Raw genomic sequence first — 18084 nt, forward strand, 5'->3', positions numbered from 1 at the left:
AAACAAAAAATACTTTCCTTTGCATTACCTATTCATGCAAAGGAAAGTATTTATAATGTTAACTTAAAGTTTAATTCTCTTACTATACCTATCTACTAGCTTTTGATTATGTTCATCTGCTCCTTCAATATTCCCACTCAGAAAGACTGGAGGACTATAGTTATTCTCAGCCATCACTTTAACAGCTTGAGCAAAGATTGCATTCAAAATAGCGGAGCCAATTACGGTTGAACTTGGTGAAAAATTTACCTTTACCTTATCATGAGATAACAGCGCATCTCCAATAGGTGCATGATTATCGATGACAATATCTACAGCATCATACAAATGCTCACCACTCGCATGTCGTGATGGCTGACTAGAAGAATAGGAAATAGATGTAATCCCTACTACAAAAGCGCCTTTTTGGTTTGCTATCCTTGCTACATCCACTGGAACAGGGTTTCGACCAGATGTAGAAATAACAATTAACATATCTCCGTTTTGAATATCTTGTTCGTCCATAAATGTTTCTGCATAATTATTTTTCCTTTCAAGCGTTGAAGATCGTAAAGCACCCTCGTGCAGCATAAGTGGTTCATGTAAAATAGGATGAATAGGCACTAATCCTCCTGCTCGATAGTATACTTCCTCTGTTAAAATGTGAGAATGACCACAACCAAATAAGTGAATCACCCCGTCATGCTCTATCGTTTTTGCCACCTGCTGAGCTACTTGCTGCATTACCTCCTGTTCCTCTTTCTCAACAACAGCTAGTAGTTCTGTAATTTCACGAAAGTATTGCTGGATCATGACAAACAGACCTCCTCAAAATTTTTAAGATTTTACAAATGCTTGTCTCTCTCTTTCTAAACATCGCTAACTCGAAGCCTTTTCAGTTAAAAGCCTCACCATATTCTCAATAGCAATATCTATGATATATTTCCCTTTCTCACTCGTTGCAAGCTTGGCATCACCTAATACAGCTGATTTTGTAAATGTTTCCCATGGAGTTGGAGTAACATCAGCATTAGCTGGAATCTCAGGGATATCCGTAATAGCTTTATCCATATCTACAAAATCCGGAGCTAAATATAGCATATAGGAAGTCTCGATTTCACATGCGTGGAAATAGGTGTTATGAGCTGACTTTGTTTCCCGAACGTCTTCAGCTGCTTGATTCATACCTGGATAAAAGAAATAGAATACTCGTAATTCTGGGCAGGTTTCAAAAAGTACACGAGCCGCTTCCTTCAATGCTGTTCCATTACCTAAATGACCATTAATCATCGCAAACGTAGTAAAGCCTTGCTTGTATAAACTTTCTCCTATATCAACGAGAATCGATATAAGTGATTCATTCTTTAACGTAATGCTTCCTGGAAAATTACGTAAGCTCCAAACTTGGCCATACGGCAATGTCGGTAATACTAATCCATTTACTTGTTCTGCTAGCCTCCTAGCAACACTTTCTGCCAAAATATTGTCCGTACCTAATGGCAAATGTGGACCATGCGCCTCCACAGCACCAATTGGCAAAAGCGCCACTTTACATGTCTTTATCTTTTCTTCAATCTCGTATGAATTTTGATATTGAAATTCCACTTCATTCACCTTCTACGCCTTACTTTTTAAATGAAAAACAGTTAGCAGGGTTTTCTATAAAAAATCTATCAACCAATTGTTCTCCATCAAATCCTTTTTGGTTTGCTTCTTCAATAAAACGTGGTACCCATTTACCAAGAATATTTTCTAATCCCAAACCATGATCGTAATGCTTATAATATGATTTTCTAGCTGTATCTCCGCTAATAAGAATTTGCCTTTCATACCCTTTATCAACTAACTCCAAAATACAGGAAATCCGAGTACTCTCTGGTGCATATTTAATTTTCGAGATACCATCAAAGGAAAGAAGTGCACCTGTCTTTGCAACCTGTTCATGATAAAAAGGATCTGGATTTCGATCCATATGCCCAAAGCTAATAAATTCTAAATTCACACCTTCTGATTTAAGAAGTTCGATTTGTTCTAACGCCATCGTACCTGCTTCTGTATGTGAATGGAGAGGTGCCTTTGTTTCATGATGCGCCCTTGCAACAGCACGTAATGTTTTTTCTTCTAAAGGGGTAATCCGGTTATACCCTGTACCAAATTTCACCTGTCCTCCACGTATTCCCGTTCCTTCAAGACCTTCTTCAATTTCCTTAATAACAACATCAGCAAGATCATTAATGGAAGTTGCATCAATCCACTCATAAAATGTTTGATAATTCCCAATTACTGCTTTTACATGCTCTGGTACAGGTGCCTCCCATAAGAAGCTTTTATTAAAACCAGCTGTCCCAATGATTGTAATTCCAGTTTCATCAGAAATTTCCTTAACTGCCTTTACATCTCTACCATAATCAATAGCAGTAGCATCAACAATTGCTTGACCACCGAGTTGTTTGAAATCTAAGACATCGAGCTTCGATTTTTCTTTATCATCAAGTAGTAAATCTTCCGCTTGTTTTTCAACCCAATATGGCGGACGACAAACAATATGTTCATGTGAGTATGTTACTCCCAATGTTTTGGGATTAATATCTCCATGAAACGTACGAATAAAGCTCATAAAGTACACACTCCTATCATTTTATTATTATAAGATGGTGTAGTTACACGCCTATATAGTGAAAGGAATATCTCAAAAGTTAGACCTTCTTTTAACAATCTCCTCTTGAGCAAAGCACTGTAAACTTTATACAGTTTCTTCTCCCACAGAAATACCTTCTTACCAATTGAAACCGATGAGATATCCACTTCAAACATTTTTAAAATAACAATTGTGAAAGAAAACGGATAATTGGTCCTAAGATGAACATATCCGAATCTGCTGCCCACATTGCTGTATCTGGAACGGTATCCGGCAAAAGTAGTTTAACCATAACAAATTGGCCCCACGCAACTACTGTAGAAGTAATAAAGCCTGCAATTAATGCTCCTCTTACTCCACCTGTTGCATTTCCAAAAACTCCAGCTGTAGCCGAATGGAAGAATAAAACAATCATTGTCGGAACGAATACATAGCCTACTGTATTTCCTAATACAACTAACCATAGTAAAGAACCAATAAAGGAGCCTAAAAAGCCTAAAATCACGGCATTCGGCGCATATGGAAATACGATTGGGCTATCTAATGCAGGCTTGGCACCAGGAACAATTTTTGTAGCAATCCCTTTAAATGCTGGGACCATTTCTCCGATAAACATTCGCACCCCCAGTAATACAACAGCGATTCCAGCTGCAAAAGTGAAGGATTGGATGATTGCATAGATAATAAAGTTTTGATCACCGGCAGCAGCTACTAGCTCTTGTGCACCTGGTGTATTCTTAAAAGAAATGATAACTGCTCCAACTAGAAATAATAATCCCATGGTTAATGCCGTAATAACATTTGAATCTCTTAGAAATTCTAATCCCTTTGGAAGCTTAATTTTTTCTGAGTCATTCTCTTTGTTTCCAAGAAATTTACCTGCTAATGCGCCAAGTAAGGCTACAGATGCAGAAGTATGACCCAAAGCAATATTGTCGTTACCTGTAATCTTCCGCATAAATGGTTGGGTCAGAGCTGGTTGAATTGTCCAGTATAATCCCATGACAACTGCTAGGAAAATTACCAGCTTTCCAAAGGAGACATCACCTGCTGCTTGAATGACAACACCTGCGAATATCGTTGTCGTCCAAAACATCATATGTCCTGTTAAATAGATGTACTTTAACTTCGTAAAACGTGCTAGCAATACATTGATAATAAAGCCTAATGTCATTGCCAATGTTACAGCGCTCCCATATTTCGCATTAAAGCTTTCTTGCCCCATAAAATTGCCTAATGGCTCCGCTGAGAGGTTGAATACTTCCTTCCACAGAGGCTCAAAAACAGTTAAAGCATTAACAATGACTCCAGATCCAGCACTAATAATTAAAAATCCAATAACAGCCTTAAATGTTCCACTAATTGTTTGACTAACTGATTTCTTTTGCAGTATTAGTCCCAAAAGCACGATAAAGCCTAATAATATCGCTGCCTCACCGAAGACGTTCGTAGCGACCCATACAATAACATCCATCCTTAATTCCTCCCCTTTTATATCTCATTAGTAGTTGTAATTAGTTGCTATCAACATTCTGCTCAATTGCTTGATTAATTTCTTCCATATCAAAATAATTGTTCACAATAATAATTTTTGCAGGATGTCCTATTAGCCCTTCCGATAGCTCATTACTTGTAATAATGTAATCAGCATTCATACTGGAAGCAGTTGAAACATCGGTATGCTCAACATCTGCTCGTATCCCTTTCTCTCTAAGCGCCTGCTCTACATTCATTTTTAAAATTAAGCTTGTTCCTTGACCTAAACCACATACAGTTAATACTTTCATCATTCTTATCTCCCCATTTCGATTATTTTGTTTATATCAGCAATTCCTCTTGCATGAATTAATTGATTAATATTGTCAGCATTATTTAATAGTCCAGTTAATTTCCTTAATAAAACCAAGTGCTCATCGCTAGAAGCCGCTCCTAATCCAAATACCAGACGAACAGGATCGTTTGTTGCATGTCCAAATGGAATCGGTTTTTTAAGTTGGACGAGAGAAACCGAGGCTTCATTTACCCCATCCTCGGGCCTTGCATGAGGTATAGCTATTTGTGGTGCTAGTACAAAATATGGACCATTCGTTTGATAAGCTTGTTTCATTGCCTGAATATAGGACGATTCAATTAATTTTTGCTGTAATAGAAGGTTACCAGCAGCTTCTATTGCCTCTTCAGCATTTGCTACTTCTACATCAAACTGCACCATATTTTCTTCTAAAAATTTCATATGCTTTACACACCTAACTTTTCAAATAATAGTTAATTTTCTTTTGAGTAAACGCGGATAAAATGACTAATTTCACTTTTATCCATTGTCTGGGTAAGATGATTTTTATTTTTCTTATTGGAAAATAACCGTGTCAATTGTGATAAGGCTTTTAAGTGCTGCTCGTTATCCTTTGATGCTAATATGACAAGGATACGAACTTCCTTTCCTAGAATATTGACAGGCTCACGTAAGCCAAGCATACTAAAACCAGTTTTGTTAACACCATCGAAGGGGCCGGCATGAGGTAAGGCAAAATGTTCGGATATTACCACGTATGGCCCACTATTTTTTATATTCTCAATCATTTTTTCAATATAATGATTCTCAATATATTTTTCATATAATAATGGTTTTGCAGCTATTCTAACCGCCTGTTCCCATGTATCTACACGTTCCATTACCTTAATTCGTTGTGGTGGTAATAGTTCATGTAAACTCTGCTTCCCTCCCTCATTATCAAGGTGTACTGGAGCATAGAGATATCTTCTTAATTCCTGACGAAGCGCATCCTCATTGTGAATAGAGGAATAACGCCTTACTATATCTAATATAGTTTCAGCAGAATATCTTTGCTGCTTATTCCCATTGTCAAACAAACTATTCACTTTCTTGAATAACTGTTCTTTATCATCATCATTTAGGACAGGATTAACCACAAAAACAGGAACTCCACGTTGTGGAAGCGCTATGGTAGACACGATGAAATCTATCGTTAATTCCATTTGTTGATATTCTCTTAATGAGGTTACACCTTGAATCTCAATATTGGAAAACAACCCCTCAAGCTGACTTTCTAGGAGTCTTGAAGTCCCTAAACCATTGGTACAAACAATGAGTAATTTCTTAGGTGATTGCTCAAGAATTACTCCCTCTTTACGAAGCCAACCGCCAAAGTGAATCGCAATAAATGCTATTTCATTCTCATCAACTTTTTGATTCATGAGATTTTCAAAATGACGCATTACCTTTTTTGTAATATGGAATACCTCTGGATAATTCTGTTTGACGGATGCAACTAGCGTATTTTCTACTTTAATTCCGTATTTAATTCGGTAATAAGCAGGCTTTAGATGAAGCAAAAGATTCTGAATGATAATATCTGGTTCATCAAACTCAACCGCTGCATATAATTGAAAATCAGCAACCATGTTCTCTACCACGTCAAGCAATGACTGCATTTCTTTATTTGCTAAATCTGGGCCTAAATTATATTTCACTTTGGCACTGAGCAAATATTTAGTGATATAATAAACTTCTTCATGTAAAGCTTGTGGGTTTGACAATCGTTTAAATAGTTGCTCGCATAATAATTTAGCCCCTACATATTCCTCTGTTGCTGCGATGATTTGTTTCTCAATAGGGTCATTCTCAATGACTGCTCCTTTTTCCATTCTCTTCATAAAGAAATGAAACCATATTACTAAGTTGTTTAAAACATCATCGATGATCTCAATCTTAAATTGCTGTTCATACTCGATTAGATACTTGTGGAGAATTTGCAGCCACTCCATACGAAAAATAGAGAATGTTTGTAACGGTGGTATTTCATCCATCAGACTATACCAGCCGTCATTTGGGGTTACGATGGAAAGATAGTGAATCAGCAAATCTCTGACATCGCTTTCATTTCCAGTAATATAATAGCCTTCTCCTCGTTCTGAACTTAGTTGTAATGCATATTCACCTATTTCCCGCTTTAATTTCTTGATGTCTTCAAGAATGGTATTCCGGCTTACTTGTAGAAGCTCTTTTAAATCTTCGATAAAATACGCTTGGCTACTACTAGTTATATGAATATATATCCATGCCCTTCGTTCACCTGCAGAATATTCATAATAGGAATCCTCCATCAACGTGTACTTCTTTATTATTTCCTGTTTCGTTTGATCATCAAGGTATATCCCCTCAGATCTAACTTGTTTAATTGCATCAAACCCATGTTCCTTTAACCAATCATTAACCTTTTCTAAATCATTGTAAATAGACCTTCTTGATACATTAAAAATGGTCGAAAGCTTAGATACCGAGATATAAGCATCCTGTTGAATCAATTGTTTTAAAACTGCCATACTACGTTGATTCATATGATTTCCTCCTACATTCAATCGAAAAAGTAGTATGTCTTATTCTTATTATAATCAACTCGTATTGTCTGAATAAGACCAAATCAATCACAGCCAAATATGCAAAATTGGATTTTGATCCATAAATTTGTCGAGGGGGACAAAACGCCAAAAACAACTTTTTTATAAGGTACATACTTATATTTTCCTAATCAATTAGAAAAACTGAGCAAAATTCGCTCAGTCCTTATCACTAAATGCTCAGGTTTGCGCTTCCTCTAGTAGCTATTATGGAATAATAGCTACTGCTGGACCACCACTCCGGCTACCCACTTCCCTTTCCGTGGGGTTTGTCCTTCAGCTAACTTTTTTAGCAAAACCCGCTCAAAAAAGTGGAACTTCAGGTCAAACATTTCCCACAGGAGTTGAAGTGGCCGGCCTTCGCTATTATCAGGCTCTACAACGCTAGCATGAAGTAACACAGCTGCTTTTTATACTCACGGATAACGATTTTCACTTTACCCATTGTAAAAAAAGGTCAACCTATTACTTATGACAAGAATTGTTGCACCTTCTCATAGCGGAGACTAATTACGTAGACTCCTGCGGGATTAGCGCGAGCCGAAAATCCACTTTGCAACGTGTTCTTCTTTGCAAAGTTAGTTGAGGCCGTGCCCACGGAAAGCGAAGTAATTCGTCGGAGCATTGCCAATATACATCAAACATTTCAAAATAACTACTTGGCTTAACGCAGTCATTGCACTGATTTTATACTTTCTTAACTTTGAACAAAAGCACAAGCGCCCGAATAGAAACATAGCGACTGGAGCGAGACAACGGAGATAAAGGAGTCACGGTGAGCTTGCGAGCCGATGATGACTTATCGAAGGGTGATTCGTTTCGTTACCTCGTTTCTAGGCGCTGGAGCTGGACGCGGCTCCACGCGCTCATATTAATCCACAAGAGCGTATTTTATAATTTCTAGGCAATAAAAAACTCACCACTAATACTAAATTAGTAATGAGCTCTATACACATTAATTATTTTTTACTTTTGTTCATTTAAAAATTTCACACAAACAACTTCGGGAACGTCAACTTCGCTATTCAATTTTGTTAACTTACCCGTCACTTTGTTTCGCTCAAACAAGACCAAATTGCCACTATGCTGATTCGAAGCAACAATAAAGGATTCTGTTGGATCCAAAACAAAGTCACGTGGCCAATCGCCTCCAGTAGCTGTGAATTCAATCAGCGTTAGAAAATCTGTTTCTCCTTCTACTTGAAAGACAGCAATACTATTATGCCCGCGATTTCCTGTATAAAGAAATTTACCGTCCGATGAAATAGAAATTGCACTTGCATCATTCGTATCCGTAAAACCTTCTGGCTTTGCTTTGATTGTTTGTTTTTCAGTAAAGCTTCCATCATCTGCATGATAAGCTAATACAATGACTTCTGAGCTTAGCTCTGTTAGTAAATAAGCAGTCTTTTCGTTTGGGTGAAAAACGATATGCCGGGGACCACTTCCTGGTTTTATAGAAAGTGTATCATGCCGTATCAATTCACCTGCTTCTATACGATAGGTAACAAGTTCATCTGTTCCTAGGTCACATACTACTACATAGTTTCCATCTGGTGTAAAGCCAGCAAAATGAACATGGGATTTTTCTTGTCGTTCATGGGGACCATTACCTTCATGTTTTACAAATTGCCCTAGCTCAAGGGAACCATCCTTATTAACCGAATATAGACCAACTTCACCTTTATGATAATTTCCAGTCACCAATTTTCCATCACGAATACTTACATGGCATGGCGCTCTTCCTTCCAGCAACTGTTCATTAATTTGATTTAATGTATGTGTTTCTGCGTTTATCGCATAAGCACGCATTCCACCTAATTCTCCGTCTTGTCCAACTGAAAATAGGTAGCGATCATCCTCGCTTATTGTTAGATAGGTAGGACTTCCAACAGAAGCTACTGCTTGAACAGCCTGTAATTTTTTAGCTTCGCTGTCGAGCTCAAAACAATAGATTCCCTTACTTTGTTCTCTTGTATAGGTTCCTGCAAATCCAATATACTTTGTCATTCTACCCTTCCTTTTCTCAGTGAATATATAGTAAGATTCTACGTTTAAATCTACTAAATGTAAACCTACATCCATGGATAAATTCTTGAAAGGTCCCTAGCTTCTTAATGCTCCATGCAATATAAAATCTACGAATTGTTCAATCTTTTGTTCATCAAACAAAGATGTTTGCTTTCCTTTGTGAATCCGATGATGTGTACTCATTGCAATAATAGAAGATATGATTCCGACATTTAGCAATTCAAAATCGCAAACACCACTTAAATCTCCATTGTTAATTCGTACTTGTAATTCCTTACTAACTTCATTTTGTTCATATGTATATTGCACGTATTTTTTCGATATTTCCTCATGCAAGGGCGTTTCACGGAACAAGATAGCGTACTGTTCAAAATTCGTTAAGACAGCACGAGTTAATTGTCGTACATATAATTCCAAAAGCTCCTCTGTCCGTTTATGATGTAAACTACTACTTTCTGGTATTTCTAATTTTTCATGCGAAATTGTTTCCATTAAAAGATCGAGCTTACTATTAAAGTACTTATAGATCGTCGCTTCCGATACGCCACATTGATCAGCAATATGCATCGTTTTTGTCATATCGTAACCTTTTTCAGCAAAGAGCTTTCTAGATTGCTCAACGATCATTTGTCTTGTTTTTTGACCTTTTCTCAAGAGACTAGAGCCCCCTTTCTAAGAAAAACTGAGCAAAATTCGCTCATTCCTTATCACTAAATGCTCAGATTTACGCTTCCTCTAGTGGCTATTATGGAATAATAGCTACTGCTTGAACACCACTCCGGCTGCCCACTTCCCTTTCCGTGGGGTTCGTCCTTCAGCTAACTTTTTTTAGCAAAATCCGCTCAAAAAAAGTGGATCTTCAGGTCAAACATTTCCCACAGGAGTTGAAGTGGCCGGCCTTCGCTATTATCAGGCTCTACAACGCTAGCATGAAGTAACACAGCTGCTTTTATACTCACGGATAGCGATTTTCACTTTACCCATTGTAAAAAAAGTCAACCTATTTCTTATGACAAGAATTGTTGCACCTTCTCATAGCGGAGACTAATTACGTAGACTCCTGCGGGAATTGCGCGAGCCGAAAATCCACTTTGCAACGTGTTCTTCTTTGCAAAGTTAGTTAAGGCCGTGCCCGCGGAAAGCGAAGTAATTAGTCGGAGCATTGCCAATATACATCAAACATTTCAAAATAACTACTTGGCTTAACGCAGTCATTGCACTGATTTTATACTTTCTTAACTTATAAGAAAAACTTGGCTTTTCGCCAAGTAATTGCGAAAACCTTAGTTTCTACATATACATTGTACTTAAAAATGTTCGCTACGTTGCTTAGTCGACTAAGCTAAAGTTTTATATCTTCCTAACGTGAAGAGCAAAAGCGTAAGCACCCGATTAGAAACATAGCGACTGGAGCGAGTCAATGGAGATAAAGAAATTATGATGTGCTTTCTAGCCAATGATGACTTATCGCAGAAAGATTCGTGAAGTCGCTTAGTTTCTGGGCTCTGGAGCTAGGCGCGACCCAACACGGCCATATCCACATGGACAAATTTTATAATTCCTAGACAAAAAAGTAAGGCTGGAGGAATCACCAGCCTTACTATTATAACTTATTTGAATGATGCATAACCATCATCAAGCATAACAATACTTCCATTAATAACATCTGCTTCTTTTAGTGATAGTAAATAGACAGCATTAGCAATGGCCTCTGGTTGAATCAACTGCTCGCGCATTTGCTGTTTCTTCAAATGTTCCAACATCCCTTTATCTTTATAACCTTGAATAATTGGCGTATCAACCCCACCTGGAGCAACACCAACTACGCGAATAGCAAATGGTGCGAGCTCTAGTGCTGCAGTTTGTGTCATCATTCGTACTGCACCCTTACTTGCTTGATAAGCAAATGTACCTTTATTTGCCATATAACCGAATACGGAAGCAGTGTTAATAATAACACCATTTACATTCAATTCCTTCATTTTACGACCTGCTGCGAAGATTCCATATGCCACACCGTGTTGATTCACACCTATTGTTTTATGATAAGAATCTATATTCGGCTCAAGGATTGATCCCATATCGCCAATTCCAGCATTATTAAACATTACATCTATGGATCCATATAACTCCACTGCTTTATCCACTAGGTTTTGTACGTCCTCTTGTTTGGAAACATCTGTTTTTATGAATGTAGCTTTACCGCCATCTTTAGTAATTTGCTTAGCTATATCTTGACCACTTCCATTCAAATCAGCAACTACTACCTTATCCCCTTCTTGCGCAAATTTTAACGCAGTTGCACGTCCAATTCCACTTGCGGCACCTGTTATAACTACTACTCTATCTGCCATCAAAGACACCCCTTTATCTTATTCACTAAAAAGTAAGTAAGTATTCACTTACTTTTATAATACTAGCATACCCCTTTTTTTATAGATAAGCAATTATGTGAACTGGATAACCTAATGATGGCGGTATCATTTTGAGGGTGAATTATATACGGAATAAACAGTAATAGAAAAGTGCAAGCGCAATTTGAGAAGGTAGCTTATCATCCATCAATCCAAATTAGCAGCTTGCACGTAATAAAAATTTTTTCATATAGCTGATAGTAAGCCCTCCGTTTCAATAGTTCGAGTAGTCGCATTGTCGACTACTAGTAAAGCGTTGATTCGTTTTGGCCTACATAGAATTATAATATAAAGATTGTTGCTAGTAGCGGACCACTTTCGTTATACATCAGAAGGACTAACCTTAACTTTATTTTTTAAAGATTCCTTTCAACACAAAGGCAACGTTGGCAGGTCGTTCTGCTAAGCGGCGCATATTATATCCAAACCAATCGTCACCATAAGGCATATAAACGCGCACCTTATACCCCGCTTCAATCAATCGTTCTTGAAGTTCAATTCGGATACCATACAACATTTGAAACTCAAATTGATCTCTGGGAATAGCATGTGTTTTTTCCAGTTCTTTTGTATATGCAATAATATCATCATCATGTGTAGCTACAGCTGTGTAGTTACCATTTAACAGATTCTTCTTAATGATCTTTTTATAATTCTCATCGACATCCTGTTTATTTGGAAAGGCAACCTTTTCGGATTCTTTATAAGCACCTTTTACAAGCCGCAAATATGGGTTAAACTCATTTAGTGCATCTAAATCCTCTTCTACACGATAAAGATAAGCTTGTAGTACCGTTCCAAGATTATCAAATTCCTGCCTCAATGATTTAAAAATGGTTAACGTTTGTTCCGTTCGTTCATAATCTTCCATATCAATTGTAACAATGACTCCATACTCTTTCCCTGTCTGTAGTATTCTACGCATATTTCCCATGACAAGCTCATAAGAAATATCCATACCAAGTGAGGTTAATTTCAACGACAATTGTGCATTCAGATCTTTTTCCGCAATGACCTTAATTGCATGAATGCATTCCTCAGTAGATTGCCTCGCTTCTTCTTCATTGTCAATGAATTCTCCCAAGTGATCGACAGTTACTTCAAACCCCTTATCGTTTAATTCTTTAATCTTCTCAGCTGCACCATTAATATCTACTCCTGCGACAAATCGTGATGCTCCAAACCGAAAACCGTATTTCTTTGCTGCTTTCGTTAGTGGTTTATTATTTGATAAAAATAAAAAGAAATTACGCATGATTTGTTCCACGTTGATCCTCCCCCAAACTTCACTAATTTTCTAAAAAATATGTTCAAAAGATCAGGTAAAAAGGAATTTGCTCTTCCTTTTTACCTTTCTTTTTGAACATGCATTTCCACTTCATTATTTGTAAAGCATTGCAGGAGAGATAGTTAATGTATTATTTACAGCATTTCAGAACTTGTTTTACCTTGCATATGATGGATAAGATAATCTGGTCCACCTGCTTTTGAATCTGTTCCAGACATGTTAAATCCACCAAATGGCTGATAGCCTACAATGGCTGCTGTACAACCGCGATTGAAGTACAGGTTACCTACATGAAAATCCTGACGTGCTTGTTCTTGATGCGTACGATTATTTGTAATTACTGCACCAGTTAAGCCATACTCGGTATTGTTGGCTATATCAATGGCCTCATCAAAACTTTTCGCCTTCGTTAATGCAACCACAGGTCCAAATATTTCTTCTTGCATGATACGAGCCTCTGGATCAACATCTCCAAACACCGTTGGATTTACAAACCAGCCTTTGCTGTCGTCACCTGTACCACCGACTAATAAGTCTCCTTCTTTCTTCCCAACCTCGATATAATCCATAATTTTATCATAAGCTCCTTGATCAATGACCGGACCCATGAAATGGGAATTATCATAAGGATTTCCTGCCGATAACTCGCTGGTAAGTTCTACAACTCTATTTTTCACTTCATCATAGACATCTTCATGAATGACAGCGCGAGAACATGCTGAACATTTCTGTCCAGAAAATCCAAAAGCGGATTGTACAATTGATTCAGCTGCTAATTCTAAATCTGCTTCATTATCAACAACAATAGTATCTTTTCCACCCATTTCAATAATTGTTCGTTTCAACCATTTCTGACCTTCTTGTACTTTTGCCGCACGTTCAAAAATACGGGTACCTACATCACGAGAACCAGTAAAACTTATGAAACGCGTACGTGGGTGATCAACTAAATAATCGCCTACTTCTTTCCCAGGACCAGGAATGTAGTTAATAACTCCTGCTGGCATTCCTGCTTCTTCCAATACTTCCATCAGTTTATAAGCGATAACTGGAGTCGCACTTGCTGGTTTCAATAAAACGGTATTTCCAGTTACCATTGCTGCTACAGTAGTACCTGCCATAATCGCAAACAAGAAGTTCCAAGGAGAAATAACCACACCTACGCCTAATGGAATGTAATGATATTGGTTATATTCAATTGGACGGCTATTCACTTTAACTCCATCTTTTAATTCAAGCATTTGACGTCCGTAATATTCTAGGAAATCAATAGCTTCTGCTGTATCTGCATCTGCTTCCTTCCATGGTTTACCGCCTTCTTTGATTAAATGGGCAGTGAACTCATGCTTTCTGCGACGAATGATCGCAGCAGATCTAAATAAGATATCTGCACGGAATTTCGGATCCGATTTTCTCCAAGTTTCAAACGTTTTATCTGCAACTTGCATTGCTTTCTCAGCTAATTCTTTATTTGCTTTAGAAACATAGCCAATTACTTCCTCTTTATCGGCAGGATTAACAGAAACGATTTTTTCCTCTGTTGTAATACGTTCACCACCAATAATTAATGGGTATTCCTTACCTAAATCCTTCTCTACCTTTTTCAATGCAGCTAGCATTTGCTGTCTATTCTCTTCCACCGTAAAATCTGTAAAGGGTTCATGTGTATAAGGTACGACCATGTATAAAAACCTCCTAAATATAGTTTACTAGTTTCCAATTATTGAAAACGTTTTCAACATCAATGAAAATAATCAACCCTTAAGCGTATACATTGCTCATTAATTTAACTATTACTGTAATCAATAAGATGGCTAGCCTGTTACGTGTTGTTCATTAATGCTCAGAAGAAACTCTAAAAGCTAAAGCTGTTGTGAAATTTGAACTAAGAAAATTTTCTAATAATTTAAAGCGAAACTATTTAAGTATTACTTAAATTATGTTTAAATAAATTATAAGATATTTTTTGCTTTTTCGTCAACTGTTTTCTCATACAATTCTATAAAACTAGGCAAAAAGGACTATCAAAATATTCACAAAGTCTAAGCTGATCTTTTATATCTACAAGTTATCAATTGGGATAAGGGGAGAAATAAACCATGAACCACACACAAAACCTTGGAAGTAAAGTGAAGAACCTACGAAAACAAAAAAAGTTAACACTAAAACAAGTTTCTGAAAAAACCGGACTTTCCATTAGTTTTTTATCACAATTGGAGCATTCCAAAACTTCTGCTACCCTTCTATCTTTAAAACGAATTTCTGAAGCACTTGGAGTGAATCCAAGTTATTTCTTCTCATCATCTATGGATAACTCACGATCAGCAATCACAAGAAATATTGTTGATATGGCAAACTTAACTGAAAATCGATTTATTTATAAGGATTTAACCGGAGGAATGGAGAACCCACTTTTTGTTCCGAATCTTATCATTCTTAACCCAGGAGATAATCGAGGCAATAATTTTTCACACAAAGGACAGGAGTTTCTATATGTGTTAGAAGGCACGCTTACCATTGAAGTTGATTATGAGGAAGCCATTTTACAACCATATGATTGTATATTCTTAGATTCTTCAACACCACATAATTGGTATAATTATACGGACAAACCAATAAAGTTCCTATGTATTTCTTCCAGAGAATAGATATTCCATAAAGTACATGTTGATACAGCAATCTAGACCTTTGAATACTCCTGTTGGGGTGGCTGCCGTGTAAAGCCTAAAATAATTGGATTCATCCACAGGAGTCGGTCAGCCAAATCAGTTGCTCAAGAGGAGGCTGTCTTTTGGGACAGCTCCTTGTCTGATTACAAATGATTATCGATAAACACTGTTAGTACCCTCGCTGGTTCATTATTAACGGGAATAAATAAATGTGACTTATTTCCTTTAAAAAAAGCACTATCTCCTTTTTCCATGTAATGCTTCTCATCTTCATAAAGTAAATGGATAGCTCCCTCTAAAATATAAATAAACTCATCTTGGGAGTGCGTATAGGTCTCTTCGCGGACATTCATATCCCGGGGAGTTACATGAACAATAGTAGGTTCAATTCCTGTAAACCGCGAACGATTTGCCAGCAATTCATAGGAGTAACCCATATTCTCATCACCTACTTTAAATTGCCGTTCTGTATGAGGGAGTAAAACAAGATCTCGATCATCATGATCATCCAAAATCCAGGTTAGTGGTACTTCTAATTCTTCACTAATTTTGGATAAAGTGGCAATTGCTGAAGCTGTCTGTCCATTTTCAATTTTAGATAAAAGGCTTTTGGAGATTCCACATGCTTCCGCTACCTGCTGTTGTGTTTTTTTCATACGCAAGCGCATTTGCTTAATTTTCTTACCTATATTATTAAGATTTATTGCAATTCTCTCCTTCCGCTAGTGGTCACACGTTCTATAAACTTCTTTAATGATAGAATAGAACGAAACTATCGTCAATCCGAACATACAGATAATCACTGCCTATAGATTTAATCACATACAAGCAGATTGTGCTGTTTTTTTAGCTAGTTCTGTTTACTTTGCTAATATTAACGGGTCAAAGCACCCTTCCTTTCGTTAGGTAACATCACCATTTAAAAAAATGAATGATAAAGCACCCAACTACATTCCGAATATACTGATATGCTCGAAAGGTAATTCGGAGTTACTTTATCTTCATTCATTCAAAATGGTTTAATATAAGCGGCTACTAATATGCTTTCTTACTTCCACACATCCTTAGCGATATCTACTACATGTCTAACCTTATTCCATTGCTCTTCTTCTGTTATCAGATTACCTTCTTCTGTAGAAGCGAAACCGCATTGCGGACTAAGACAGAGCTGTTCATACGGAAGGTAGTTAGCAGCTTCAGCAATACGTTTCTTAATAACATCTTTATCTTCCAGCTCTGGGAACTTAGAAGTAACTAATCCTAAGACTACACAAAGATCATCTCTGTTCACATAGGATAAAGGCTCGAAACCTCCAGATCGCTCGTCATCAAATTCAAGGAAAAGCCCGTCCACATTCAACCCAGCGAAAATGGTTTCAGAAACAGCATCATAAGAACCTGTACTGAAATAATGGGAACGATAATTGCCTCGACAAATATGCATGGTGATAAGTAAATCTTTAGGCCTTTCAGCAATCGATTCATTAATCACACGTTTGCAAATATCCCTTAGTTTTTCTGGATTCATGCCCTTTGCTTGCAGTGAGGAAATCCCTTCTTCTGATAGAAAGGATGCCCATGATGTGTCATCTAACTGAAGGTAACGACAACCTGCATCATAAAATGCCTGAATTGCTTGTTGATAAGCCATAATCACATCTGGAACAAGGTCTTCGATTGTTTGATAAATATCTGTATCAAATCCAGCACGAACGAGTAACATGTTCGGACTTGGGATCGTCTGTTTGGCAACATGACGGTTCCCTACCACTTCATTCAGAAACTTATAATCTGCGAGAAATGGATGCTCTTTATTAAACTCCACCTTTCCAGTAACATGAATGGAATGCTTTTTTGTCTCAATTCCAGCAAATTTCAAGCCATTATTTGGCTCAAATCCCTCAACACCATTTAAATTCTCTAAAAAGTCGAAATGCCACCAAGAACGCCGAAGTTCTCCATCGGTTATAGCCATTAGCCCAGCTGCCTTTTGTTTCTCTACTAGCTTAATAATTTCTGCATCTTCAATTGCTCTTCGTTGTTTTTCACTAATTTCTCCTTTAGCATATTGAGATCTCGCGTGCTTGATACGATCTGTTCTTAGAAAGCTACCTACATGATCTCCTTTGAAAGGTGCTATTCGTTCTACTGCTGTTGTCAATGTATCCACTCCTTTATAGTTATAAAAAGGCTGAGACAAAAGAATGAAGAAACAATTAAAAACGAACAATGATTGGTTGAAAATTAATTATCGTTCGTATTGATCAGAATCATTCATTTAGCACCTGAAATAAGCGAGACTCCGGCCGTAACACCACGAGTCCGAAGATCCACTAGAAAAAGCGTTTTCCTTACCAAGTTAGCTGAGACCGTTCCCGCGGAAAGCGAGTATATTTCACGATGCTGGAATGATACTCCTATTGATAACATGATTATTCGTATTTTGAGTAAATAAGTGTGTTTTGCCTCAGCCTCGTTAAAAAGAACCCTTCTGCTAAGAAGGGTTCTTTTGTATACATACATCGTCACCTTCTCATCTTTCAAGTTTATAAAACTTGCTAGAAGTAGCACCTTATTTATAAAACAGGTTGCTGAGGTGTCTTCAGGCTAGTCCCTCGACCTCTCTAGATAAGAATATTATGTAAT

General features: G+C 37.3%; 16 protein-coding genes and 1 riboswitch. Of the genes, 1 reads left to right on the plus strand and 15 read right to left on the minus strand.

The genetic code is table 11. The annotated features are described in order from the left end of the window. Positions 1 to 63 precede the first annotated feature (63 nt). The 13 genes from JUJ52_RS20255 to pruA all read right to left on the minus strand — a co-directional run bounded on the left by JUJ52_RS20255 (position 64) and on the right by pruA (position 14451). Positions 64 to 792 (minus strand): SIS domain-containing protein, encoded by a 729-nt coding sequence (locus tag JUJ52_RS20255; protein ID WP_026682005.1) that lies wholly within the window; start codon positions 790 to 792, stop codon positions 64 to 66. 66 nt (positions 793 to 858) lie between these two features. Beyond that, complete coding sequence (locus JUJ52_RS20260) at positions 859 to 1584, minus strand: creatininase family protein (protein WP_026682004.1); 726 nt, start codon at positions 1582 to 1584, stop codon at positions 859 to 861. 19 nt (positions 1585 to 1603) lie between these two features. After that, positions 1604 to 2596, minus strand: a complete 993-nt coding sequence (locus tag JUJ52_RS20265) for a phosphotriesterase family protein (RefSeq protein ID WP_121603744.1) — start codon at positions 2594 to 2596, stop codon at positions 1604 to 1606. Positions 2597 to 2795: 199 nt separating this feature from the next. After that, positions 2796 to 4091: a PTS ascorbate transporter subunit IIC gene (locus tag JUJ52_RS20270; protein WP_026682002.1), complete on the minus strand. Its 1296-nt coding sequence runs from the start codon at positions 4089 to 4091 to the stop codon at positions 2796 to 2798. Positions 4092 to 4131: 40 nt separating this feature from the next. Further along, positions 4132 to 4404: a PTS sugar transporter subunit IIB gene (locus tag JUJ52_RS20275; protein ID WP_026682001.1), complete on the minus strand. Its 273-nt coding sequence runs from the start codon at positions 4402 to 4404 to the stop codon at positions 4132 to 4134. Positions 4405 to 4409: 5 nt separating this feature from the next. Continuing rightward, entirely contained in the window at positions 4410 to 4850 is a 441-nt protein-coding gene (locus JUJ52_RS20280) for a PTS sugar transporter subunit IIA (protein ID WP_026682000.1), read from the minus strand. A 32-nt stretch (positions 4851 to 4882) separates the two neighbouring features. Then, positions 4883 to 6976, minus strand: coding sequence for a BglG family transcription antiterminator (locus tag JUJ52_RS20285; protein WP_034679319.1), 2094 nt, complete (start codon positions 6974 to 6976; stop codon positions 4883 to 4885). A gap of 281 nt (positions 6977 to 7257) precedes the next feature. Beyond that, on the minus strand, positions 7258 to 7437 hold the full coding sequence (locus tag JUJ52_RS20290) for a hypothetical protein (RefSeq protein ID WP_166530246.1): 180 nt from the start codon (positions 7435 to 7437) through the stop codon (positions 7258 to 7260). A gap of 565 nt (positions 7438 to 8002) precedes the next feature. Beyond that, the gene (locus JUJ52_RS20295; protein ID WP_121603746.1) at positions 8003 to 9046 is read right to left on the minus strand and encodes a lactonase family protein; all 1044 of its coding nucleotides are present in this window, start codon (positions 9044 to 9046) and stop codon (positions 8003 to 8005) included. A 96-nt stretch (positions 9047 to 9142) separates the two neighbouring features. Then, positions 9143 to 9721, minus strand: coding sequence for a TetR/AcrR family transcriptional regulator (locus JUJ52_RS20300; RefSeq protein ID WP_026681997.1), 579 nt, complete (start codon positions 9719 to 9721; stop codon positions 9143 to 9145). Positions 9722 to 10677: 956 nt separating this feature from the next. Beyond that, on the minus strand, positions 10678 to 11421 hold the full coding sequence (locus tag JUJ52_RS20305) for an SDR family NAD(P)-dependent oxidoreductase (RefSeq protein WP_121603748.1): 744 nt from the start codon (positions 11419 to 11421) through the stop codon (positions 10678 to 10680). A 409-nt stretch (positions 11422 to 11830) separates the two neighbouring features. After that, positions 11831 to 12748, minus strand: a complete 918-nt coding sequence (locus JUJ52_RS20310; RefSeq protein WP_205388887.1) for a proline dehydrogenase family protein — start codon at positions 12746 to 12748, stop codon at positions 11831 to 11833. Between the two features lie 155 nt (positions 12749 to 12903). Beyond that, on the minus strand, positions 12904 to 14451 hold the full coding sequence (gene pruA, locus JUJ52_RS20315) for an L-glutamate gamma-semialdehyde dehydrogenase (RefSeq protein WP_026679812.1): 1548 nt from the start codon (positions 14449 to 14451) through the stop codon (positions 12904 to 12906). Positions 14452 to 14868: 417 nt separating this feature from the next. On the opposite strand from pruA, the gene JUJ52_RS20320 reads away from it, so the two are divergent. Next, a complete protein-coding gene (locus JUJ52_RS20320; protein ID WP_026679811.1) occupies positions 14869 to 15417 on the plus strand; it encodes a helix-turn-helix domain-containing protein in 549 nt (182 codons plus the stop codon). A gap of 164 nt (positions 15418 to 15581) precedes the next feature. Here the strand turns inward: JUJ52_RS20320 and JUJ52_RS23620 are convergent, their stop codons facing one another. Both JUJ52_RS23620 and JUJ52_RS20330 read right to left on the minus strand, forming a co-directional pair. Beyond that, the gene (locus JUJ52_RS23620; RefSeq protein ID WP_308036058.1) at positions 15582 to 16148 is read right to left on the minus strand and encodes a helix-turn-helix domain-containing protein; all 567 of its coding nucleotides are present in this window, start codon (positions 16146 to 16148) and stop codon (positions 15582 to 15584) included. Between the two features lie 338 nt (positions 16149 to 16486). After that, the gene (locus JUJ52_RS20330) at positions 16487 to 17599 is read right to left on the minus strand and encodes a 5-methyltetrahydropteroyltriglutamate--homocysteine S-methyltransferase (protein WP_205388888.1); all 1113 of its coding nucleotides are present in this window, start codon (positions 17597 to 17599) and stop codon (positions 16487 to 16489) included. Positions 17600 to 17968: 369 nt separating this feature from the next. Beyond that, positions 17969 to 18073: riboswitch (SAM riboswitch) on the minus strand. Between the last annotated feature and the right edge of the window lie 11 nt (positions 18074 to 18084).

Source organism: Virgibacillus sp. AGTR, assembly GCF_016919725.2.
GTDB classification, from domain to species: domain Bacteria; phylum Bacillota; class Bacilli; order Bacillales; family Amphibacillaceae; genus Virgibacillus; species Virgibacillus salarius.

What these genes read in the sequence shown, in the direction of transcription:
- JUJ52_RS20270 (WP_026682002.1), bottom strand. Translation starts at nt 4,091, where the DNA reads ATGGATGTTATTGTATGGGTCGCTACGAACGTCTTCGGTGAGGCAGCG.
- JUJ52_RS20275 (WP_026682001.1), bottom strand. Translation starts at nt 4,404, where the DNA reads ATGAAAGTATTAACTGTATGTGGTTTAGGTCAAGGAACAAGCTTAATT.
- JUJ52_RS20280 (WP_026682000.1), bottom strand. Translation starts at nt 4,850, where the DNA reads ATGAAATTTTTAGAAGAAAATATGGTGCAGTTTGATGTAGAAGTAGCA.
- JUJ52_RS20285 (WP_034679319.1), bottom strand. Translation starts at nt 6,976, where the DNA reads ATGAATCAACGTAGTATGGCAGTTTTAAAACAATTGATTCAACAGGAT.
- pruA (WP_026679812.1), bottom strand. Translation starts at nt 14,451, where the DNA reads ATGGTCGTACCTTATACACATGAACCCTTTACAGATTTTACGGTGGAA.
- JUJ52_RS20265 (WP_121603744.1), bottom strand. Translation starts at nt 2,596, where the DNA reads ATGAGCTTTATTCGTACGTTTCATGGAGATATTAATCCCAAAACATTG.
- JUJ52_RS20320 (WP_026679811.1), top strand. Translation starts at nt 14,869, where the DNA reads ATGAACCACACACAAAACCTTGGAAGTAAAGTGAAGAACCTACGAAAA.
- JUJ52_RS20295 (WP_121603746.1), bottom strand. Translation starts at nt 9,046, where the DNA reads ATGACAAAGTATATTGGATTTGCAGGAACCTATACAAGAGAACAAAGT.
- JUJ52_RS20255 (WP_026682005.1), bottom strand. Translation starts at nt 792, where the DNA reads ATGATCCAGCAATACTTTCGTGAAATTACAGAACTACTAGCTGTTGTT.
- JUJ52_RS20305 (WP_121603748.1), bottom strand. Translation starts at nt 11,421, where the DNA reads ATGGCAGATAGAGTAGTAGTTATAACAGGTGCCGCAAGTGGAATTGGA.